This window comes from Butyricimonas sp. Marseille-P2440 (assembly GCF_900091675.1).
GTDB classification, from domain to species: Bacteria; Bacteroidota; Bacteroidia; order Bacteroidales; family Marinifilaceae; genus Butyricimonas; species Butyricimonas synergistica.
Genome location: NZ_LT594607.1, coordinates 270210 through 293616 on the forward strand (window position 1 = coordinate 270210; position 23407 = coordinate 293616).

Sequence of the window (23407 nt, forward strand, 5' to 3'; positions counted from 1 at the left end):
CATACTCTTTAAAATGTTACATTCAAACTAAACGAATATGTCGGACGAATCGATTGCGTGATCGTCGACGAATTACCTGTTTGCGTAGTAGGATCTTGTCCCTTCAACTTTTTACTACTGAAAGTGTACAAGTTCGTTCCTGACAAAGAAATATATGCTGCCTTCATATATAATTTCTTACAGATTTTATCCGGAACATTGTACCGCAATGCAATATTTTGAATCTTCAAATAATTTCCACTCACGACACGTTCCGTCGAGTAATCGTACATTTGCCAAATATTTTCAGCAATTACTTTACGATTTACAGTGCCATTATAAGCCGTTTTTTTCCACCATGGATTTGTACCTAATGTCGCCAAAAATTCAGAATTACTAAGAATTCCCGGGATGTTCGTGTGTGCCTCATCTCCCGATCGTTTCCAACGATTTAGATATTCAGTACGCACATTCTCCATCGGATTAGGTGCCATTGTTCCATTATCCGAACTGATATTTGAATATAATTTCATCAACCGAATTTTAGAACCAAGGCTATAAGCCATATTGACAGACAACGTGAAACGATTATAGGTAAAAGTATTGTTCAAACTACCTTGCAATGTGGGAACCCGATTTCCGGAATATTTCATTACAGACATATAACGTTCCTCGTTAGACATCAATTTAAACTGCTCTCCATAGTCCACTTCTTCGCCATTCACCATAATCTTTTGTTCTAAATTCGGAAACATCGGACGTCCGTCTGCCGGATCAAGTCCCATAAATTTATAAGAATAAAAACCATTTATGGAACGATTAACCGTCTGCACGCTTCCGTTCAGGTAATCCGAATACGTGAGATCATCATCGTCCCTTAAACTTTTATCCGTTGTGGAAGTGGCTTTATCTATCAATTTATTAATGACTTGTCCCAATTGTGGATCAAATCTCCAGCGAAATCCTTTTCCATCCGCACCGACAGTATTTACAGGGATAAAATTCAAGGATAGTTCATACCCTTGATTCACCACAGTACCTTGGTTTACCTTATAGCTGGTCACTCCATTCACCTCTGACACAGACTTATCCATAAAAGCATCCTTTGTTTTCCGGTAATAGTAACTCACGGAACCTGTAATTTTCTTCTTCAATAATGAAAAATCAAGCCCCACGTTAAAATTCGCTGTCTTTTCCCATTTCAAATCCGGATTCGGATAGGCAGAAACCGTCGAGTAAAATTGATCAAACAAATCACTGGTCGAAGTTGACTTTTTAATAACGAGTCTTGATGGAACACTGGGGACATTCCCTTGATACCCGAACGACGCCTTCAATGCCAAATCATTAATCCAACGTACTTCCCTCAATACATTCTCCGTAAGATTCCAACGACCGGCTAAAGCCCATATCGGAAAAAATTTCTCGTTAGCCCGACTACCAAATTCATTAGAAAAATCTACACGTGCATTTACACTGAAATTATACGTATTTTTATAGCTATACCCTAAAGTCATATAGGCAGAAACATCATTTGTCAACTGTTGCGTATAGCTTCCTAGCGCGGCAGAAGACTGTGTCCAGTTAATATATTCTTTATAAGTGTAATTTTTCAAATCGTCTGTTGGTATCGCTTCTATTGCATTTCCCCGATCCCGGTAAATACCCCGAGTTGTCTTAGCATAAGTATTATATTTCGTTGACTTTGTTTCAAAACCAACACTTCCATTCAGCCCATGATTCTCATCACGATCGACAGCTTGGCTATAATCCACTTGGAAACGAACAGTATAACTATTACGGTCTACCCGACTATCCTTCTGTTCTCCACCCCACGGCAACAAGGTATTCGTTTGCCACCAAGCTTCCGTCGCAGCCCCGTAAGATTTATTCAAACTCCGACTATAATAAGTATCCTCACCATGCCATGTTTCCGAATTAGAATTTGAAAAACTATACGACAATAATACTTGTGCTTTCAACTCCGGTATTATTTGATACCCCACGCTAGACTGAAAGGTAAAAGAATTCTGTTTCGTTATAGTCGAAGAATTTGCCATATCTTCCAATATGTTCTTCGGGTAATAATAAGTTTCCCCGTCAATCTCCTTTTCGATTTGATAATACCAGTAACTGCCATCATCATTACGTGCCGGTACGGCTCGGCTCGTGTTATAAGCAAATTCTGTTACGCCTACATCTTCGGGAATATACTTCCTTTTAGAAACACTTCCCTGTAACCCGAAACGTACTGTAAACTTGTCAAAGTTACCTGTTAAATTAACATTGGTCGAATACACCCGATTGCTCTCGCCTTTTACACTTCCCGAAACATCATTCAAACCGAGAGAAGCATAATATCTCAAAGTTGAAGAACCACCGGAAAGACTCAACGTGTGTTTATGCGAAAAAGCATCCTGCATGAGAATGTCAAACCAATCGGTATTCATTGTCTCGTATTTATCTACCAATGATTTATATTCGGTATACCCGATCTGACCTTCAATATAATCCCGATATGCTGCTTCATATCCCACCCATGAAGTAATCTTGGGATAAGCCAACCGATTCTCTATCATCTCTCGTGAAAAAGCAACACGTTCTTTAGAATTCATCACGTTCACGCTCCTGTCACTATATCTCGGACGCTGGGTAAAAGATCCTGCCACGGAATATGTCACGGAAGGAGGTCCTTGTTTACCGGCTTTCGTGGTTATCACGATAACCCCATTTGCGGCTTTCTTGCCATAAATAGCCGTAGCCGCCGCATCCTTCAACACGTCGATTTGCTCAATATCCTCCGGGTTCAATCCGGAAATAGCGTTACCTAACAAGTTCACGAAATCCAAATCATTCAGGGTCTCCGGATCCACATTTACCGGGTCTTCCTGTATCACACCATCAATCACCCAAAGCGGTTCCTGTGATCCTAGAATCGTAGACGTACCACGAATACGCAAACGAGGAGCAGCCCCAATCTGTCCCGAGTTCTGCATAAAGATCATTCCCGGCACGTGTCCTTCCAACATCTGGTCGATCGTTTGTAAACCGGGAGTAATAATGTCTTCCGCCCGGATAGAAGTAATCGCACTGGCATTCTTACGGGCATCAATCCGATGGTATCCCGTGTTTACCACCACTTCCTCCAACTCCGACACGGTTTCTTTCATCACCACGTTGATCGTATCTTTTCCCGTGTATTTTACTTCCTCGGTTTCCATTCCTATAAATGAAAAGAGAAGTGATAGATTATCCGTCCGAGGGAGGTTTAACGAGTACTGACCTTTATTATCAGTACTTGTCCCCATCGCCAAGCCCTTGACAATAATCGTTACACCCGGTAATACCACCCCTTTCTCGTCTTTCACCGTACCGGTAATACGAACCGATTTGACTTCAGTATCGGGTCCCACGGCAACTCTTCCGTTTCGCTCCGAGCAAGCCAATCGGGTTCCTTTAAGACACTCCTGTACAGCTTGCAAGACCGTTACATTCTTCAAGTCAACTGTAATTCTTTTCGTTTCCCGGGTTACTTCTTCACGCTTGAAAATAACATTGTTCTGGCTCAGTTTATTGATTTCCTCTAACGCCTGCAACACGGTTGCATTCTCCAATTTTAAAGAAATTACCCGTTGGTTTCTCTCTTGTCCGAGAGCTGAATTTGTCGTGAGCGAAACTGTTGTCCATAACATGCAAAATAATGTTAAACAACACCTCCACCAAACACGAAAGTTCAGAAAAAACTTTTTGTTCAGTTCTTTTTTCATAGATTTGTAAAATTAAAATGAAACACTATCCTTGTTTTTACACAAGGTCTTTGTAAAATGGAGTGGTCCGCGAAACCTCTCCATTTTTTGTTTTCAACTTTCTGTTTTTAGATTTTATCTTTCACGTATACTACATTTTTTCCCATTATAAATCGGGGTCCACCCGTGTAAGTCAATGTTTCCAGTATAGATTCTAAAGAATCGTCCTTACTCAAACAACCACTAAAAGTATGCTTTCGGGAACAACCTTCATTATAAATAAATTTCAATCCATACCATCTTTCCAGCACCCGGGTCACCACCGTGATATTCTCATTGTCAAACATAAACTGCCCTTGTTTCCAAGCCACGTATTTTTCAGCATCCACCTTCTTCATCTCCATCACGTGCTCGTCTTTCTCCCATTCGCATTGCATTCCGGATGTCAATATTACCGATTCGTTCTCATTAACCGCGGATACTTCTACTTTCCCAGTCAACAAGGTAGTATATACACTCTCTTCATTATCATACGCTTTTATATTGAACGAAGTCCCCAATACTCGAGTTCGAACCTCTTTCGTTTCCACGATAAAAGGATGCGCCGCATCCGGCTCTACCTCGAAATACGCCTCGCCTTTCAACTTCACCACCCGCTCTTCTCCAATAAAGTCTACCGGGAAATCCAATTCGGATTCCGCGTTCAACCATACCTTCGTCCCATCACTCAAGATGAAGAAATAGTCGCCGCCGACCGTAGTGATAATCCGATTACGCTCTTCCTCGACATGCGCTCCTAAAGTATCCTGCTTCCTCTCGTATGTCAATTGAGCATCTTTTTTTATAATAGTCGCCTGCCCGATGTATATACTGTCCGTACCTTGATGAGCAAGCCCAATAGTTTTTCCATCTGAAAGTACTAACATCACTTTCTCGTTCATCATTCGCTCCGGCTTATTCTCAACCAGAGTATCCGGCTTATCCTTCCCGTTATTCAAAAAGAAGAAACCAGCCAAAACAATCCCGACCAAACAAGCCGCACCAACCATCGCGTACCATTTCCGAAGCCCGCGTCGTGTACGCATCTTATTCTCTCGAATTTGTTTTTGAACCCGTGCAGAAATCATTTTTACATTGACATCAGCCTTTACTTCCGTTTCTGTCTCCAAGTACTCGATCATACTTTTCCCCGAAACAATCTTCTCGTACAAAAGCCGATGTTCTTCTTTCTCTGCCATCCACTTCTCAACCTCACGTTTCTCTTCTTTTGAAGCCGTTCCGAAGCGAATCTTCAAGATGATCTCTGCTAATATTTTTTCCTTATTATAGTCCATCATTCCACTGATATTTCCTTAAAGACACCAAGGGTATCCGATTTGTATGAATCGAAACACGATTTTTTTTCAAATTTTATTTGGAATGAAAAAAAATAACTATAATTGCATAGATTTCCTGTGACTGTAAAATTGATCTTCAATACAAACTAACCGATGAAAGATCCTATTGAATTAGAACAATTTATACAAAAGCACTACACAACTATCTGTACGATCGCCCTGAAATTTGTCGGTTCATCCGACATCGCACAAGACATCGCACAAGATGTTATTGTCAAATTTTGGGAAAATCGGAAACAATATAAAACCTTAGATTCCGTCGAAAATTTCTTGTTCATCATGACAAGAAACGAATCCCTCAACTACATCCGAAGTGTAAAAAGAGAGAACGAACGCTACAAACAAATTTACCCCGGCGAACATGACAACTCTGGTATTCTGGAAAGAATCATCGAGGAAGAAGCCAACCAAATATTAATCCACGCTATCCGACAATTGCCACCCCAAAGCGAACGTATCATCCTTCTAACCCTCGCCGGCAACAACGTGAAGGAAATTGCTGAAATCATCGGCGTTTCCGTCAACACCGTGCGCACCCTCAAATACGGTGCCATCCGTAAATTGCGAGAATACTTCATCGCCCGAAATTACAGGGCTGAATTTTAACCCAATTTCCGTCATTTACAAACAGAAATCAAGAAACAACCAAGTTTTGCCTTTTCAATAACATTTAAGCAACACTTGTCCCGTCAGGTGTTAGACAGGTGTTGCTCAAATGTTATACTGGAGTTGTAGCCCGTCCTCTCCCTTTTCTCGACCTGTTTTCGCCTTGTTCTTCCCGGGAAGCCCTCTCGCTCCCGAACCGTTTCAAGTAATAAATCCATAGCGTTTAATTTTTGATTACGTGACAAAAGTAAAGCGCCATACCCCTCGATACAACTATTCTATCCCGTTCGCCGCGTCAACCGACCCGTTGACTCTTTCAACCGACCGAACAATCCGTTTTCGCGGCGCGTTACCGACACTTGTAAAATTCAATTCTAATCACTAACTTTGTGATTGTTGAATGACTAACAAATAAAATGACACCATGAAATACTTGGATCCCAAGGCAGACCTGCCATTCAAACGCGTGTTCGGGGAACATCCCGACCTGGTGATGAGTTTACTCAACGCCCTGCTTCCTCTCGCTCCCGGGCAAGAGGTCACGGACATCGAGTACCTCCCAGCAGAGATGGTGCCCGATAACCCGTGGAAAAAAAACAGCATCGTTGACGTGCGGTGCAAGGACAAAAGGGGAAGGCAATTCATCGTCGAGATGCAAATGATCTGGTCGCAGGAGTTCAAGTACAGGGTATTGTTCAACGCCTCCAAAGCCTACGTGAGACAAATCGGGAGCGGGGAAAATTACCACCTGCTGCAACCCGTCTACTCGCTCAACCTCGTGAACGAGATTTTCGAGCCGGAGATGAAGGGATACTACCATCACTACAAGCTCGTGCACGACAAGGATTCCAATAAAGTCATCGACGGGTTGCAACTCGTGTTCGTGGAGCTGCCCAAGTTCACCCCGCACACGTACGCGGAAAAAAAAATGCAGGTCCTCTGGTTACGATTCCTTACCGAGATTGACGAACGCACCGTGTCCGTGCCCGAGGAGTTGTTAGCCAACCCCGAGGTCAACAAGGCGGTCAAAGCGATCGAGGAGGCGGCGTTCACCCCCGCGCAACTCCTCGGCTACGAGAAATTCTGGGATAGCATCAGTACCGAGAAAACACTGTTCTACAGTGCCGAGCAGAGAGGGTTGGTCTGTGGAAGAAAAGAAGGGAGAGAAGAAGGGATAAAAGAAGGGAGAGAAGAAGAAAAAAGGACGATCGCTCGTAACATGAAATCATTTGGTATGACCCCGGAAGCCATCGCTCAAATGACCGGGCTATCTTTGGAAGAAATCGAGGCAATATAGTTTCAATAAACCCGAATCGCGAACCGATTCCGGGAGGATGTTTCCCGGGACGGGTTATACATGATTATTTACTGATTTTAAAGGATTTGGATTTATGCAATCCTTTCACTTTGCCTAAAAAACGAAAGCGGGAATGAAGGTCGTCGCGATAGGCGGAACTTACCGGGAAATCCTGCTTGCCGATGTAAATCGTGTTGCCGATCACCCGGTCCACGAGGTCCAGGCAGACGGCGTAACCACGGTGAACCCGGGCGAATCGCTCGGGAGGAAGTGCCGCCAGCACTTTCTGCAACGGGTGAATCACGATGATTTTGGTACCATCCTTGAAATGAATGTAACAATAAGCCCGATCCGCCTGCAACCAGGCGATACTCGAGAACAAGACCAAGCGGTACGAGTCATTACTCCAAACGAAAATACGATCGTTCATCAAACGATCACTTACCACGGCGGCAGGTTCTGCCGGGAGGCTATTTTCTATCTCTATGTTATTTTTTTCCTGTGTCATAATCTTTTAATATTATGCCCCAGGAAACAAGCCTCCCGGCAGGTATCTTCCTCGGCTACTTTTCCCGAGTGTAAAAGAAAAACTCCCTATAAACTAATTCGCCGGTTTAAACACGACGCCGGTGAGATCAATGTCTTTCCAGAAGGATTGCATGAAGGAGAGGAAGCCGGCAGGGGTCAATTTGTCCACCACCTCCTCGAATTCCCTCGCATCCGCCTGGTTCAGGCCGGTCTTGTAGTACAACACCAGTTTTTCCTGCCAATAGACGTTGGTCTCGCGTGCCTCGCCCTCTTTCTTGCGGATGGAGTTCAACGCCATCATCAACTCGTCACGGGTAGGGGCTTGTTGGCACAGGCGTTCCAGCTCGCCGAGAACGATTCCTTTCAGCCGGACGGCGTTCAACGGGTCGCACTGGAATTCCACGGTCAGGTAATAGCGTGCCACTGGCTCGTGCGCCACGCTCTCATTGACGTTCACCGCATAGGTGCCGCCCTCCTTCTCCCGGATGACGTTCATGCAGCGGGTCTGCAGGATGCTCTTCAACGCTTGCAGGCAAACGGCGTGGCGGATGTTGTCCTCCATCTCCTTGCTCGCGCTCAACACCACGAACGACGTGGGAAGCCCCATAAACTCGATCTCGCGTTCCTGGTGCCCGCGCAAGGGTCTTACCCCACGGTCGATCCACTTCTCCCGGTCACTCGTTGACGGCAGCGCACCGAGGTATTTCTCCACCAGCGGCTTCAACTCCGCGGCGGGGAGGTTTCCCGTGATGAAGAAGGTGAAATCGCCGGCGTTCGAGAAGCGCTCCCGGTACACTTGCCCGACCTTGTCGAGGTCCACCTTCCCGAGGTAGACGGCGTTCTTCAACAACGCACGCGGGTGACAACCGTTTTGCAAGCGAGTCACGGTGTCCTGCAACACGTTCCTCCCCTGCATCCGGGATTGCATCAACCGTTGTGCCATCACCTTCCCGAGAGCCTCCCGGTCAATCCGCGGGCGGGCGAAAGTCAGGTACACCAGTTGCAACAAGCTCTCCGCGTCCTCCGGCAGGGCGGAAGCGGTCACGTACTCGTTCAACTCCCCGAGGCTCGCCTCGCACTTTACCCCCTTGCTTGCCATCCACCGCTTCAACGTCGCCGCATCATGGTCTCCCAAGCCGCACGCCCGCACGAGCGGCACGGCCATCTCCACCGTGGGAAGCATATCGAGGTCGTACAGGGAGGTTCCACCCGGGCTATAAGCCTTCAACGACAACTTGTTACACTCCAGGTCACTCTCGCGGTACACTACCTTCACCCCGTTCGCCAGCGTCCATTCCACGGCATCGAAATCCGCCAACTCGCGTTCCGAGGTCACCGGGCTACCCGACGGTTGTTCCGCCAGCAACGGTTGCTCGTCGCCCGTCACCGCTCTCTCGTGCACGTAAGGCTCCACCTCCACGTTCTTCACCTCCGCCATGATGTCCTTCACCTCCTCTTCCATCAGGTGCCACGCCATCTCCGAGCCGGAGATCACCACCGTTTTGTTGCCCGGGGTGTCCCACTCCGGCACTTTCGCGTTCACATCCTCCACGGTCAGCGCCGGGATCAAGGTTTTCAAGAAGGCGTACTTCTCGTCATCCGCCACCAGCGGGGCGCCATTCAGGTAATGATCCCTCATCGCCTGGCAGTAAGCGTCATGCTTCACCTCCCCGCGGGCACGGTACCCCAGTTCCAGCTCCTTCAACAGCGACGCTTTCACCTCCTCCAGCTCGCCCGCCATGAAGCCGTGGCGCCTCACCCGCTCGTTCTCCATCAGCAACGTGCGCAACGCCGCCTCGTCCAGCCCCGGCTTGGGCATTCCCCCAAGCTGGTAACTATAATACCCCCGCTTGAACGGGATAAAATTAATCCCTCCCTGTGCCAGCGGGCAGTTCGGTTGTGCCAGCAGTTTCGCAAAACGTTTCCCCATCATCGTGTTGAAACACTGGATCAATATCTCCTCTTTCAGGTAGGCATAAGTGTTCTTCTCCTCCCGGGAGGGCTCGTGTACCATCGTGATGACGTTCAGGGTCGTGTAGTTGATCCCCGGGTCCGTCGCCAGGCAGTAGTACATCTCCTCGTGCGCCGGGATCTCAATCTCCGGACGGGGGGTCGGTTTTTTCACCGCCGGGATCTTGGAAAGGATCTTCTTCACCCGGCGTTCCATCTGCTTCACGTCAATGTCGCCGACGATCACCACGGCGGTCAGGTCCGAGCGGTACCACTCGTGGTAGAACTCCCGGAGTTTCCGTGCATCGATCGCCCGGATCGCCTCCGGTGTCCCCAGCGCGTCCCGGTCCGCGTAAGGGGAGCCTTGCAGCAACACCTGCGCAATCTGGTCCTGCGCCCTCTTCTCGGGCGTGTTCAGCATGTTCCACTCCTCCTCTATGACTTTCTTCTCCCGGTCTATCCGGTCCTCGTCGATGGTCAGGTAATAGGACCAGTCGCGCAGGATCATCACGCAGGTATCCAGGAATCGCTCGTCGCCCGTGGGGACGTTGTTGAAAAGGTAAACGGTGTGGTTGTCCGAGGTCACGGCGTTGATGTCGTGCCCGTAGAGCACCCCGTGACGTTCCAGCGTCTTGATCATCTCCCGCCCGGGGAAATGCTCCGACCCCTGGAACGCCATGTGCTCCAGGAAGTGCGCCACGCCACGCTGCTCGTCCCCCTCTTCCAGCAGGAAGCCCGCGTTTCTCACCAGGTAAAAGTTCGCCTGGTTCCGAGGCCGGTCGTTGTGACGGATGTAATACGTCATGCCGTTCGCCAAACGCCCCACGATCATTTCCGGGTCACGAGGTAATTTCTTTTCCAAATCCACTTGTGCCGACAAGCCCGCCATGAAAAGCAAGCTCGCGACAAACAACAATATCGCTTTTTTCATGTCTGTTTATTAATTTTTCAATCTATGACAAGGGGGAACGGGAGAGAAAGAAGGGGTTATAAAGTCGAAAGTCCATAAGGTCCGTAAAGTCCGTAAGGTCTGAAGGTCACGGGAGTCCTTCGGACAGAATCTTCGGCAGCTCTGCTGCCGTGAACAAGGCGCCCGCTGGGTCCATGGACCTTCAGACCTTATGGACTTTACGGACCCGAACCTACGGTTCCACCTCGTACTCCTCGACCGTGCCGGTTTCGGAGGAGAAGCTGACCCCGATGCGGTACAGCCGGCGGGGATCGTTCAGGTAGGGACGGGCGTAGCCTTTCTCCTCGATCTGGCGGAGGGCGGCGGCGGCGGTACCGTCCAGCTTGAACTCAAAGATATAAATATACTTGTCCGTTTCCACGATGCAGTCCACCCGCCCCTCGCTCTGCTGTTTCTCGGTGTACACCGTGTAAACGCTCACCAGGCGCAAGATCAGGTAGAACGTGTAATGAAAATAACGTTCACGCTCACGCTCGTTCTCTTTCCGGCGCATCGTGTAAGGGATGTCGCTCAGGAACGAGGTCAACAACACGCCGAACTCTTCCGGTTTCCCCTGCCTCAAGGCGACCACGACATGTTGCACCCAATTGTTTATATCCGTCCGGGGCTTCAAGTAATCCGAGGCGATCACGCCCAGGAAACCGTTCTTCACCTCGTTGTTCGGGAAGTCGAGCAGGAAGGTATTGTATTCGCGGTCATACCCCTTGATGGTCAGGTAACCGCTCTGGTAGATCATCGGTAACGGCTTCTCCACGTCTGCCTTGTAATCCACGAATTCCGGCGTTCGGTAATAACGCCCGGTCATCTCGTTCAGGTTTTCCCGCGTGTGGCGCAACAGGCGAATCAAGTAAGTCGGCGTCCCGCTTTTGAACCAGTAATCATCTATCCGACCCGAATCGAAAGCGTTCAACAGGCTGAACGGGTTGTAAATATCCACCATCTCTTCACCGAAATGATACCCGTCGTATTGAAATTTCAACTGTCGTTTCATCTCCTCCGCGCTACACTGCCTTTTCGCGGCAATGGCTGCTATCGGGTCGGCGAAATAGCTTTCCAACTCCTCCCCCGTGATCCCGCAAAGCGACTCGTAACGGGGGTGCATACTAATGTCTTTCGGTTGGTTGAAGCCGCTGAACACGCTTACCTGCGAGAATTTGGTCACCCCCGTCAGCAAGACGAATTGCAGGTGCTCGTCAGCGGCTTTGAATACCGAGTAGAAACCTTTCAGGATTCCCCGGTTGCGGTCTTCCAGTGACATCTCGTTCAGTCCCACCATCACCCGGAAATTCGTGTCCAATACATCCAGTATCGGCTTGTCGTACTCGTCAATCAGCACCACCGCGCGCCGTCCCGTCTGCCGGTGAACGTGCTCCAGCAAGCGGATGAAACGATCACCCACCTCCCGGCGATCGGGAACGTAACCGTAATCCTTTTCCCATTGAGCCACGTAATCTTCCAGTATTTCCTCCAGCACGTCCTTCCCCTCAAAATTTTTCCCGTTGAAATCGATATGAAATACCGGGTAAACGAACCAGTTCTTTTCCAAGCTGTCTATCGCCAGTCCCTTGAACAACTCTTTCCGTCCTAGGAAGTAATTCTTCAACGTGGAGACTAACAGGCTCTTTCCAAAACGCCGCGGGCGGCTCAGGAAATAAATCTTCCCCGTGTCGACCATGGTATAAACCAAATCAGTTTTATCCACGTAAACGTAACCGTCCTCGATGATCTGTTCAAAATTCTGGATGCCTATCGGGTATTTCATTGCTGTACGAGTTTTTTATCTTGCAACAAAGGTACAATTTTTTTTGATTGGAGGGGTACAATTTATAGACTTTACAGACTTTCGACCTTACGGACCAGAACCTCCGGTTCGACCTTCGGTTCGCTTTTTCTCTCTCGTTCCAATATGTCAAAGAACTCGTTTATACTTCGTTATTTTCTTTATAAAGACAATACCTTTCGGACAGGGATAAGCCAAGTCGCAAAAACCGGTTGTTGTCCTGGCTCCGAAGCAATGTTTTTCAATTTCCCCATGTCAATCTTCATTTTCATGATTTTCCGGTACATGGCATTGACGTCCTGCTCTTTGATGCAAGTTTCAAGAGCTTTGTTGAATTTGATTTCGGCTTTAAGGATTTTGCCTTCCGGATTGAAATAAAGGTCGATACTCAAGCTGGTCTCTCTTTCTAGTCTTTCTATAAGCCTCCTTTTAAAAGAAAGCGTATCGGGAACCACTTCACGGGCAATACCAACGTCGGAGCGTTTTTTTTCTTGAAACTTCTTCAAAAGAATCGTTTTCAACGTATCGGGAATCACTTCACGAACAATTTCCTCGGATATCTTTCGTTCCTCGACACTGTCTATCTCAAAAGTAAACACTCCGGGGGAATACCAACGAAGAGAGTCTCCCTTAAGCCCGTAACTAATGTACCCAAATACACTCTCCTCCTTTTCCAAAACTTGCGCCTGAAGCTCCGGCATGATATTCACGAAAAGAATAACGCAAAATAAAAATTTTAAGGTTCTCATGGCAATGGAATATAGGAAATGAACAATGAAAAAGGTTTTTATAGTCCGTAAAGTCGAAAGTTCATAAGGTCCTTAAGGTCCGTGGCCCCCCGCGGGTGCTTTGTTCACGGCAGCAGGGCTGCCGATAAATTCGGTCCGAAGGACTCCCGTGACCTTTGACCTTATGGACCTTACAAACTTTATTTCAACAACTCTGCCACTTTTTTCTGCAATTGAGCGCCGCGGAGGTTCTTGCCGACGATTTTGTTGTTCTCGTCGAGCAGGAGGGTGTAGGGGATGCTCATGAGGTTGTACATGGCGGCGATGGGAGAGCCTTGGGCTTTCAGGTCGGAGAAATGTTTCCAGACCATGCCGTCTTCCTCGATGGCTTTTTTCCAGGCACGGGGGTCGTTATCCAGCGAGAAACTGATGATTTCCAAACCCTTGGACTGGTACTTCTGGTAGAGTTTCAGCATGTTCGGGTTTTCCTGCCGGCAGGGGTTGCACCACGATGCCCAGAAATCCAGCAATTTCACTTTGCCCTTCACCTGGTGCAACGAGAGGGTGTCTCCCTCCGGGGTCATTGCCGTGAAATCGGGAGCGGTGCCACCGATCTCCAACGACTCGTACAGGGCGATTTGTTGCGCGATCACTTTCCCGTAGGGACCGCTTTTGATCTCGTCCGTCAGGTAATTGTAGCGTTCCCGCAAGCGTTCCAAGCCCACCTGCCTCATGGTATTGGTAATCACGAAAGCCGCCACGAACGATCCGCCGTTGGCTTTCAACAAATCGGCTTCCTGCTGCTGTGCCTTATCGGCAAATTTCTGGAGTTGTGCCTGGAGGGCTTGCAATTTAGGCATATTCTGCTCCTGGTAAGCCTGTTGCGCTTCCTTTTGCATCCGTTGTTGCTCCTGCATGACGCTCGCGTTGATGGCATCAAACTGGCGGTACAATTCCTGGGCTTTCCCGCCGCCGTCCACGTAGACCATCTTCTCGTTGGCGATCACGTTAAACACGGCGTTCTCGATCATCAGGGGGATTCTCGCTTTCATGTCCGCCGTCATGATGTACGCCACCATCGCGCGGTCCACCCGCCCGGTGAACTCGAACTTGCCGCCCACCATATTGGTTGTGGCGAGCGTGTCGTTCCGTTCACTGATCAACAACATTTTCCCGTCCGGCACCCCGGAGGTTTCCGCCGTGATTTTAAATCCTTCTTGCGCCCGGCAAAACGCGAAGGACGCCAATACCATTCCTATTAATAATACTATTTTTTTCATTTCCTTTTTTACCTTTTAAAAATTATTTATTATCTGTTTCTTCCAAATCCGCATAGCAATACACGAAAGTTTCTACGAAGGGACCAGAGATATCAAAACACACAACAGACTTAAAAACATCGGATTCTGAAAAATCCTGAAAATTCGGGATCTGTTTCTTCAATGCCGGCACATCTATTTTCAAATCCAACAAAGCCTTGTAAATCGCTTCCGCATCCCGCTTGAATTTCTTCTTATACTCGCCGGTCAACCTTACAGAACCGTCAACAATCTCTCCCTTGCCGTTAAAAGCGAAGTCGACAAAAAATGTACTTTTACCGTCGTCCGGTTGCTTCCGCACGCTCTTCACCACCTCTTTCATTTCCGGGGTAAGAATACGGTTTCCCACCATAGCTGCCAACTTTTGGAAGGTGCTGGCCACCAAAGGCCCCTTAAGCCTATAGGTTTCTTTCACGGGTGCGCTCTTTCCCCGCTTCGGATAAATGAAAATGCCCCGGCATTTGGTTATATCCACCGAACGGAGGTCGGATTTAGTAACAACGAAAACCCCTTCCGGGTATTTCCTTTTGCCTTTCGTTTTCTGGGCGGTAGCGTCCGGCATCCCGAGCAGCCCGCACAAGCAAGCGATGACAAAACAGTAAATCGCTTTCATGATTTCATGTTTCAGTTGTTATTTTGCACGCACCCCTCCCGGGGTGCGGCAAAATAAACCTATTTACAAACACACTATACATCAGAAAGGGATCACGTCACCGAGCACGCAATCCGTGTTATTATTGGAGTAGCGGTCTTTCACCGTCAGGCGGATATAGCGGACGGTCTGTTCCTCGGCGAAGTTCAGCAGTCGTTTTTCGCCGCTGACCGCCCCCATGGTGTTCTCTTCCATGTGGCACGGGTAGGTCCACGTCTGTCCGTCCGCAGACACCTGCACGATAACCGATTCCAGGAGGAAATTCTGCAAGCTGTAGCTCACCTGTCCCTGCACGATTTTCAATCCGCGGACCGTCCGCGGCTCCTGCATGTCAATGGTCAGGTTGTACGACCGCTGCGTCTGTCCGGTATTCGGTACCCACTGCGTCACGGGATTATCGTCGAACAACATCTCCGTCCGAAACTCTTCCGGGGTCTCCCCGGCGGGAGTAATGTCCACCGTCCAGCCTTCCGTATCGAGTAACGCCAAGTCGGCAGGCCATTGCGAGCCGTTCATTTCATTCACCGTACCCTCGTACTCGTACATGCCAAACTTTTGTTTGAAATTATAAAATACCATATCACCGGTCTTATCACCGGCCCTATACACGTTGACGTCCATGCCCTCGTTCAACTCGTTCAACACGTTCGCGCAGAAATACATCCGGGCTCTTTTATTGGCGTCGGTCAGCGAGGCGACTTTCTTCGTGCTGCCAAAATACCGGTTCTTGCCCAAGTTCAGGGTTTTAAGGTTCGGGAAGTAGAGGATGTCTTCCAACGACGCCAAGTCATAATCCAAGTCCAGCTCCTCCCGCTCCAGCAGTTCGGGAGTAATCTCCCCGTAACGTTCCATCAGCTGGTTCCTGAAATCCCCCATCATCGTCACGCTGCCTTTCGCCAGGGTACGTTCGGGGAAGGTGATCAGATCCGGGCAGCCTTCCAGGTATCCCTGGCGTGTCAGGACGATTTCCTTCGAGGGATCCACGTCCCGCAGCAGGTAGTCCCCGGCATCGAACGCCTCTTTCAGGTTGAAATTCTTCGCCGTGCCCTCCGTGTCCGTGTAGTGCAGCGTGAAATTCGCCATGCGCTCCTCATCCCACTCGTTCATGAACAGCACCAGGTTGTTCTTGATGAACACGTATTTCAGGATACCGGTCGTGAACCCCTGCACCGACTCGTGGCCGAGGAAATAGGGCCGCCCCGTCGCCTGCAGGTTATTGGTGAGGGAGGTGTCCCCCACCGCCGACAGCGCCGCTACCGACACCGTGTAGGTGGCATCCGGCAATCCCTTGATTTCGCACGCTTCGGCATCCGCCGGCACGATCGTGTCGAACGCGGACAAATCCGAAACACAACGCACCAGAATCTTCTCCCGGTTGGGGTCGAGGGCATTCTTCCAGAACACGCGCAGGCACTCCCAGCCACTTTCCACCTTCACGTCCGTGCAACGCGCCATGTAGCGCACGGGACCGTCGCCCGCGTAGTCGTCGTAGGTGTCTTTCAAATCTTCGCAGCCCGCGGCAAACAGCAGGGCAAGCATTCCCAATATGCAAATATATCTATGTTTCATCGCTTAATCTTTTTGTACGTAAACTTCCAATTCCTGGTAGGTGAAGATGTTCCTGAAGTTTCTGAATTGATCATTCCAGACCGAATAATCGAAATGGTCCAGGCACTGCACCTTCACGTATTTATATTCTGTGCCGTCTGTCGGGCAAACCAAGTTCATGAACACGGGATTCGCCCGGTCCAGATTCTCTTCCGTCAAATTCCCGATGGAGGAATGGCAGCTCCAGATATTTTCATACTCTGAATCAATCGGCTGATAAAAATCCGCCAGTTCATCCCACTGCTCCATGTCATTGGAACCGAACACCTTCACGTGAGACGGGAGATAATCCTCCTGGTTGACCACCGGTCGAGGCAGGTTGCCAGAGCTCGTCCGCAACATGGCATACAGGCGCACGGTAGCAATCACACGCGGTTCATCCAGCGTAAGCACCACGTAGCTGTCTTTGGCGTCCGCTTTCGTCATGTACGTGTAAAAATCATATTTTTTTCCACTCTTCAATCTTCCGTATCCTTTCACATCCCCGTCGATCAGATACTTGATTCCCAGCTGTCCCGCTACCTGGTAATCGTTCGAAGAGCCGCGCTCCTCGCTAAAGTTTCCCGGGTCGGAAACCGCCAGCTTCGTGCGCGGATATTGCTCGGTTGCCAGAATCTTCACGCCGGAGAACACGCGCGTGCGCACGTAATAGCCGTTGGCATCCACGGTCTTCACCACGATGGTGTTCTCGTCCTCGTCACTCACCACCTCGACGAACTGGTTCAAGCGTTGGGCGATCTTGCAATTGGTCAGGAACAAGGTGTCCCGCTCCTTCGTGAAAGGATTGATGCCCACCCGGAAGATGTCGATGCCCTCCCCTGCCGGCATTCCCTCGTAATTCGCCTTCAGCATGAAGCCGTCCCAGACATTCTCCACCCGGATGCTGTCGGCAACCGCGTACGCTGCGGACGGCAGGGTGGAAAAGGTGCGCTCCCGGGGGTCGGACTCCACGTTGTTGCGGTCCACCACTGTAATCCGCGCCACCACCTCCTGCTGCGGGGCATTGAAACCGGACAGGACGAGCGAATCGCCGTAAACGCTCCCGTCCTTCATCTGTTCTTCGCCCTGTTCATTCACGTAGCGCACGCGCACGGCGTAGATATCCGTGTTTTTCGGCAAGGCATAGCGCATCCCCGCCCCGCCGTTCACGGGAGCGAAGGTAATCCCCTCCGCCGGCACCGATGCCTCGAAAACCGCCGCGTCATCCTCGCAGGCTGCCCAGACACCCCACAGGAATAATATCGATAACCATTTGTATTTCATATCTTTTTATCTTTTTTTTGTTTATACTCCATTTTACCATCCCGGATTCTGCACGACGCCAGACACCATCACCTCCTGCGAACTGATGGGGAAGAAGTAATCCCGCGGCGTGATGAATCCCCGCAGCGACCAGGCAGGCACCGGTCCCTTGTAATCATTGTAGAAGCCTTCCTCCGAATCGGCGACGATATTCCAGCCCATCTGCGGCTCGTTCAGCTCGTCGGCTTCCAGCCAGCGGCGGAGGTTCCAGAAACGCTGTCCCTCAAATGCCAGCTCGATGTTCGTCTCACGGCGGATAATCTGGCGCATACCCGCCTGGGTCGTGGCAAGTTCCGGATTAAGGGAATGCTCGCTCCACGCCTTTTTCACGTCTGGGATGCCGGCACGCGCGCGGACCTTGTCGATACCGGCATAGACGCGGTCGTCCGGGGTTTCGAGGTACTCGTTCCATGCCTCCGAGGACATCAGGTAGAGCTGCGCCATCCGGATAAGCGGCATAGGCAGGTCGCCCTTGGCTTCCACGTTTTTGCGATAATTATCCACCACCAAGTCGGTGTAGATGTGCTTGATCAGCCAATAACCGGTGAGGTTCTGGTTCGCACGGGTACTCCGGAAGGAGAGGTCCGTCCCGAAATATTCGCCCTTGCGCGCCTCGATGACCCTCGGTTTCTGGATTTCGCTGGCATTGTTCTTGATGCATCCCCGCCAGTTCATGCGGTCGCCGAGGATGCTGGCGTAAAACCGCGGTTCGCGTTTCAGGTGCAGGTTGAGCACCCGCGTCCCTTTCGGGATGATCCGGTCGTATTTCGAGCGCGGTTCTTCGCCCATCTGGTAGCGTTTCGCAAATTCCCACTCCTTGTCCATGTCGATGGGCAGGCCGTTCTCGGTGTAATACATCTCCACCATCTTCATGGAAGGCGACATCGAGCCGTCCGAAGGAGCATTCTGCAACTGGTCGTTATACCCGGAAGCATTGAGGATAATTGGCAAGGTATGGGCGAGGAAATAGTTCCAGGCAGCCATCGAGGAATACTGCGTTTTAGCTTGGAATACAATCTCCTTGCTCACGCTGCCGGGCGCCTGCACGGACTGCTCGATGTCCTTAAGCGTGTTGAGCAGCGGGGAAGCTTCTCCCGTGTTGCCCCGCACCAGCCCCCAGCCGGCGTCCTCGCACACGCGGATTGCCTCATCGCATGCCTCGGCGGCACGACGCCATTTTTCCTTGTCTGCCGACGTGCTGAACAGCGGTTCGCCCTTCCGGTTGCGGAAAGAGGAGTACGCCGGATTGCCGTTGAAGAGGGGCGACGCCTGGTAGACCAGCACCATCGCCTTCAGGGCGAGCGCCGACTCCTTGTGGAAGTATCCCTGGCGGGAAGCCGTTTTCTCCGCCCGCAGCGGAAGCACCTCTATCGCCTCGTCGAGCAACCGGACGATTTCGTTGAAACAGGTGTCCACGTGGCTGCGCGGGAGTTTCATCTCCGATATGCTCTTCTCCACCCCGATAGTCGTGGGCAACAGGATGATCGGCCCGTATTTGCGCAACTGCTGGAAATAGAGGAACGCCTTGGCCGCTTTCACTTCCGCCGTCCACAAATCCTTTTCCTTCTGCTCCATGTTCAGCGTGTTGCCGATGTTCTCGAAAAAGGTGTTGCAATACTGGATGGTGGCGTAATAAGAGGTGTTCGTCCAGGAATCGCTGATGGGGCTTAACGCCGACTGCACCCCGTCGCCGATCCGGAAACCGACAAGCGGAGGGGCAAACGAACCCATTCCCTCCCGCAGGATATCGTTCCCGACCAGCTCATCCGCGCCGGTAAGGGAAAAATTGGTACAGATGTTCGCCATGCCGGACATGTTCCGGTAACAGGTCGCCACCCAGCCGTCCACTTGGGCGCGCTGCTCGAAGATGGTCTCGACCGACTTGACATCGTTCTCCGGCACGATGTCGAGGTAATCGCATCCCGTCCACAGGAAGGCGGACAGGCAGGCGATGCTGATGATTTTTTTCATATAATTCATTTTCATGTAATTCGTTTTCAAGTTAGAAGCTAAAATTCAAGCCAATAGCATAGGTCTTCTGGATCGGGTAATTGAAGCCGTTACCGCCCAGCTCGACATCCCACAGCTTGAAGTTGGTGATGATGAACGGGTTGTTGGCACGCACGAAAACCTTGACGTTTTGCATCCGTATCTTGCGCTTCCAAGTGTCGGGCAAGTTGTACGCCAACTCCAGCGCCGTGCAACGCAAGAAACTGCACTCGCGCATGAAATAGGTGCTCTTGTAAGCCGTCGGTGAACTGTAACTTGCCTCGTAATTTCCCTCTTCCTGGTTGTGGTAGGCGATGTTTTGGACCGACAGGCGGGGCCAGAGGGGATGGTTTTTCATGTTCCCGGGCGTCCAGTGGTCGTCGGCAATCGCCTGCAACACGTTTCCACTATAGAACGGGGAGATGCTCCTCGGGTTGATGAAGAAGCCGCGCTTGCCGGACCCCTGGAAAGCGAAGTTGAACTCCCATCCCTTGTAGTTGATGAAGCCGCTGAACCCGTACGTGATCCGCGGGGTTTCCGGGAAGCCGATATGCACGGCATCCTTGATGTCGATGATCCCGTCGTTGTTCACGTCCCGGTAACGGATATCGCCGGGACCGTACTGCCCGTTCTGTTTGGGGGCGGCGGCAACCTCGGCGGCGTCGCGGAACAGCCCTTGGTCGATGAAACCGACCTGCTGCGAGATTTCATGCCCCGTCTTGCGCTGCCACTCGGGCGTGTCGGACGCCTCCTCGAGGCTCATGTAAGTCGCCTTGTTGTAGGTGAAGGTTCCGTTCAGGATAATCCACAAGTCGGGCGAGAAGGCGTGCTGGATCTTCCCGGAAAAATCGAGTCCCCTGGAACGCACTTTCCCGATATTGTCGAGCTGCAAACTCTCGACACCCACGTGGGCGGGAATGACCGTCCGGTAGGAGAGGATGTTGTGGCGGATCTCCTGGTAAACGTCCAGGGTGAACTCGCCGATGCCCTTGAAGAGTTTTGCCTCCAAGCCGACATTCACCTGCTCGGCGATTTCCCATTTGATGTTCTCGTTGGCGTAATTATTGACTTTCCATCCCTTGGTCGAAGTTTCCCCGGGCTGCTGGGAATTCATCCCGGAATCCACGACCTCCGGCAAATGGACAAAACGGGGCGTATTGATAATCCCGTCGTTCCCGACTTTCCCGTAGGAGGCACGCAATTTCAAGAAAGGCAGCCAGTTGGCAGTCCCCGCCATGAAAGGCTCGCTGGAAATCACGTACGCCACGCCGGCGGCGGGGAAGAATCCCATCTTGTTCTTTTTGGCGAAACGCTCGGAACCGTTGTACCCGAAGCTCGCCTCCACGAAATAGCGGTCCTTGAACCCGTACGTTCCACGCATGGAGAACCCTAAATTCCGGTGTTCCACCGCCTCGAGATACTTTTCCGGCGCGGAACTCGTCGATTCCATGGCGTTAAGCACGGCGGTCAAGCTCGTCTGGTGGTCGCCCCACGCTGCCGTGTGGTAGGCGCGCAACTCGTAGGTCAGGCGGGTGTCCATGTAAGCCTGCTTGCCATCGGCGTTCAAATCGATCGTCCGGTCGCCGCTGGAAGGGTTCAGGGCAAAGAGCTTGTGCACGCCCGTGGGCTCGTCGAAACTTTGCAGCCGGTAGAAATAGGGTTTGGTAGAGAAGGGCATCGAATAGTAGCCCGACTGGCTCAACGCCACGCGGGCGCGCAACTCCAGTCCCTTCACCAGGGAAGAGAGGTTGTGGATGTATTCCAACTGGTTGGTCGTGCTGTACCGGTTCCGCTCCAGGTAACCCGCATGGATCTGCATGTAGGGGTTTTCCTGTCCCGTCTCAGAGAACGCGCCGAAAAGGATATGCTCCCAGTTATGCTCCATGTCGGCGGGATAGGTCGGGGCGAACCTCACGGGATCGGCTTCCAACGCCATTTTGTAAGCCTGCGCCACGCTCTCCTTGGGACCGTGGTATTTATCCCAGTTGGTCTGGCTGTTGTAGAGCAACTTGATGTTGCGGTGCAGGTTCACGTTCAGGTTCACGCGGAACGAGAGCGTGCTGTTCTTGATGTTCACGTCGAACTCGTTCAAGCGGTCGGTCTTGAGCATACCCATGTCCCGGACATAGTTGACCGACGCGTAGTATTGCATCACCTTCGAACCACCCCGGATGTTGACGCCCAGACGGTGGTTGATGCTGTAATCCTTGAAGAGGATATCCATCCAGTCATTGGCGGGATAAGCCCACGACGGGAAACTCTTGTTCTGCCGGCGGCTGATGTCAAGTGCCGAATAACGGGGCGTGGCAAGCGGGTCGCGCGCCATCAGCGCCTCGTTGTACATGCGCATGTAGGTCACGGGGTCAACAATGTCCAGTTTCTTCGTCGGCATGGAAGCCACTGCCTCGTAGCGGACGGAGGTGTAGACGCTGCCTTCCTCCCCTTTCTTGGTGGTCACGAGGATGACGCCGTTCGCCCCGCGGGCACCGTACATCGCCGTTGCCGCCGCATCCTTCATCACGGAGAAGCTCTCGATGTCCTCCGGAGCCATACGCGCCAAATCCAGCTTGGAGGACTCGACGCCATCGATCAGGATCAACGGGTCGATGTTCGCCCCGGTCTGGAACGAGGTGATCCCTCGGATGTAGAACTTGGTATTCATCTCCTCCTCGGTCAACGCACCGGGAAGACCACCCGTCTGCCACCCCACGATACCGGCGATTTTACCGGCAAAACTAGTGGTCAGGTCACTGCTCGACGACTTCAAGTCCATCGGGCGCACCGTGGTAATCGCCGACACGACGCTCTCCTTCTTCTGCTGCCCGAAAGCCACGACCACCGTTTCGTCCAACTCCTGCACGTCCTCCTCCATCGTGACGCGCAACGTGTCTTTCGCCATCTTTTCGGTAAAGTCCAGCGTCTTCTTCTTAAACCCAATAAACGTGAACTCCAACGTTCCGCTCGTCATGGGCAAATCCAGGGCGAACCATCCTTGGGCATTCGTCGACGTCCCGATGGTCAGCCCGGCGACTTTCACCGTCACCCCCGGCATGGATTGCTTCTGCTTGTCGAAAACGTACCCTTTCACCCGCACGGATTTCGGTTTCTCGTCGTCGACCTTCTCCCGGATCACCACAACGTTCCGGTCAAAAGTAAACGCCAGCCCCAACCCGGGCAACAACTCTTCCAACACCTTCCCGAGTTCCCGGTTTTCGGCTTTCACGCTGACCATCCCTTTCGTCTGCATCAAAGCGTAATTGTAGAAGAAATCACACTTCGACTGCTTCCCCAGTTCTTCCAACACCGTGGTTAATGCCACGTTTCGCATATCCACCGTCACTCTCGCGTTTTGCGACAGCACACTGGCGCTCACTGACATACACACACCAAATAGTAAAACACTCAACAATTTCATAAACATTAACATTTTTCGCCATGACTTCCCATGGCATCGCCAAGCGCAATTTCGCCTTTTTTTCATAGTTTTGTATTTATAATTGTACATGATATACTTCCCTATCGGTGCAAATGAGTGGGAAAGTATATTTGATTAACG

General features: G+C 50.9%; 15 protein-coding genes. 2 read left to right on the forward strand and 13 right to left on the reverse strand.

All coding sequences use genetic code 11. The features are described from left to right. Positions 1 to 8 precede the first annotated feature (8 nt). A complete protein-coding gene (locus tag BN8899_RS02560) occupies positions 9 to 3671 on the reverse strand; it encodes a SusC/RagA family TonB-linked outer membrane protein (protein ID WP_231932246.1) in 3663 nt (1220 codons plus the stop codon). Between the two features lie 182 nt (positions 3672 to 3853). Further along, the gene (locus BN8899_RS02565) at positions 3854 to 5062 is read right to left on the reverse strand and encodes a FecR family protein (protein WP_065218180.1); all 1209 of its coding nucleotides are present in this window, start codon (positions 5060 to 5062) and stop codon (positions 3854 to 3856) included. Between the two features lie 153 nt (positions 5063 to 5215). Between BN8899_RS02565 and BN8899_RS02570 the strand changes: the two genes are divergently transcribed. Beyond that, positions 5216 to 5728 (forward strand): RNA polymerase sigma factor, encoded by a 513-nt coding sequence (locus tag BN8899_RS02570; protein ID WP_065218181.1) that lies wholly within the window; start codon positions 5216 to 5218, stop codon positions 5726 to 5728. A gap of 83 nt (positions 5729 to 5811) precedes the next feature. On the opposite strand, the gene BN8899_RS21280 is transcribed toward BN8899_RS02570, so the two are convergent. After that, positions 5812 to 5946 (reverse strand): hypothetical protein, encoded by a 135-nt coding sequence (locus BN8899_RS21280; protein WP_255366247.1) that lies wholly within the window; start codon positions 5944 to 5946, stop codon positions 5812 to 5814. A 206-nt stretch (positions 5947 to 6152) separates the two neighbouring features. On the opposite strand from BN8899_RS21280, the gene BN8899_RS02575 reads away from it, so the two are divergent. Then, a complete protein-coding gene (locus BN8899_RS02575; protein ID WP_065218182.1) occupies positions 6153 to 7025 on the forward strand; it encodes an Rpn family recombination-promoting nuclease/putative transposase in 873 nt (290 codons plus the stop codon). A 64-nt stretch (positions 7026 to 7089) separates the two neighbouring features. Here the strand turns inward: BN8899_RS02575 and BN8899_RS02580 are convergent, their stop codons facing one another. The 10 genes from BN8899_RS02580 to BN8899_RS02625 form a co-directional block, all read right to left on the reverse strand. Beyond that, a complete protein-coding gene (locus BN8899_RS02580) occupies positions 7090 to 7533 on the reverse strand; it encodes a LytR/AlgR family response regulator transcription factor (protein WP_065218183.1) in 444 nt (147 codons plus the stop codon). 93 nt (positions 7534 to 7626) lie between these two features. Further along, positions 7627 to 10434, reverse strand: a complete 2808-nt coding sequence (locus BN8899_RS02585; RefSeq protein WP_065218184.1) for a M16 family metallopeptidase — start codon at positions 10432 to 10434, stop codon at positions 7627 to 7629. A 211-nt stretch (positions 10435 to 10645) separates the two neighbouring features. Continuing rightward, the gene (locus tag BN8899_RS02590; RefSeq protein WP_065218185.1) at positions 10646 to 12235 is read right to left on the reverse strand and encodes an ATP-binding protein; all 1590 of its coding nucleotides are present in this window, start codon (positions 12233 to 12235) and stop codon (positions 10646 to 10648) included. Between the two features lie 179 nt (positions 12236 to 12414). Further along, complete coding sequence (locus tag BN8899_RS02595) at positions 12415 to 13002, reverse strand: hypothetical protein (protein ID WP_148375239.1); 588 nt, start codon at positions 13000 to 13002, stop codon at positions 12415 to 12417. 179 nt (positions 13003 to 13181) lie between these two features. Next, the gene (locus BN8899_RS02600) at positions 13182 to 14261 is read right to left on the reverse strand and encodes a TlpA disulfide reductase family protein (protein WP_082986873.1); all 1080 of its coding nucleotides are present in this window, start codon (positions 14259 to 14261) and stop codon (positions 13182 to 13184) included. A 22-nt stretch (positions 14262 to 14283) separates the two neighbouring features. After that, complete coding sequence (locus BN8899_RS02605) at positions 14284 to 14913, reverse strand: hypothetical protein (RefSeq protein ID WP_065218188.1); 630 nt, start codon at positions 14911 to 14913, stop codon at positions 14284 to 14286. 81 nt (positions 14914 to 14994) lie between these two features. Beyond that, entirely contained in the window at positions 14995 to 16521 is a 1527-nt protein-coding gene (locus tag BN8899_RS02610) for a DUF4998 domain-containing protein (RefSeq protein WP_065218189.1), read from the reverse strand. A 3-nt stretch (positions 16522 to 16524) separates the two neighbouring features. Further along, a complete protein-coding gene (locus tag BN8899_RS02615) occupies positions 16525 to 17823 on the reverse strand; it encodes a DUF4959 domain-containing protein (protein WP_065218190.1) in 1299 nt (432 codons plus the stop codon). A 33-nt stretch (positions 17824 to 17856) separates the two neighbouring features. After that, positions 17857 to 19833, reverse strand: a complete 1977-nt coding sequence (locus BN8899_RS02620; RefSeq protein ID WP_117775560.1) for a RagB/SusD family nutrient uptake outer membrane protein — start codon at positions 19831 to 19833, stop codon at positions 17857 to 17859. A gap of 31 nt (positions 19834 to 19864) precedes the next feature. Next, positions 19865 to 23332 (reverse strand): SusC/RagA family TonB-linked outer membrane protein, encoded by a 3468-nt coding sequence (locus BN8899_RS02625; protein WP_065218326.1) that lies wholly within the window; start codon positions 23330 to 23332, stop codon positions 19865 to 19867. Between the last annotated feature and the right edge of the window lie 75 nt (positions 23333 to 23407).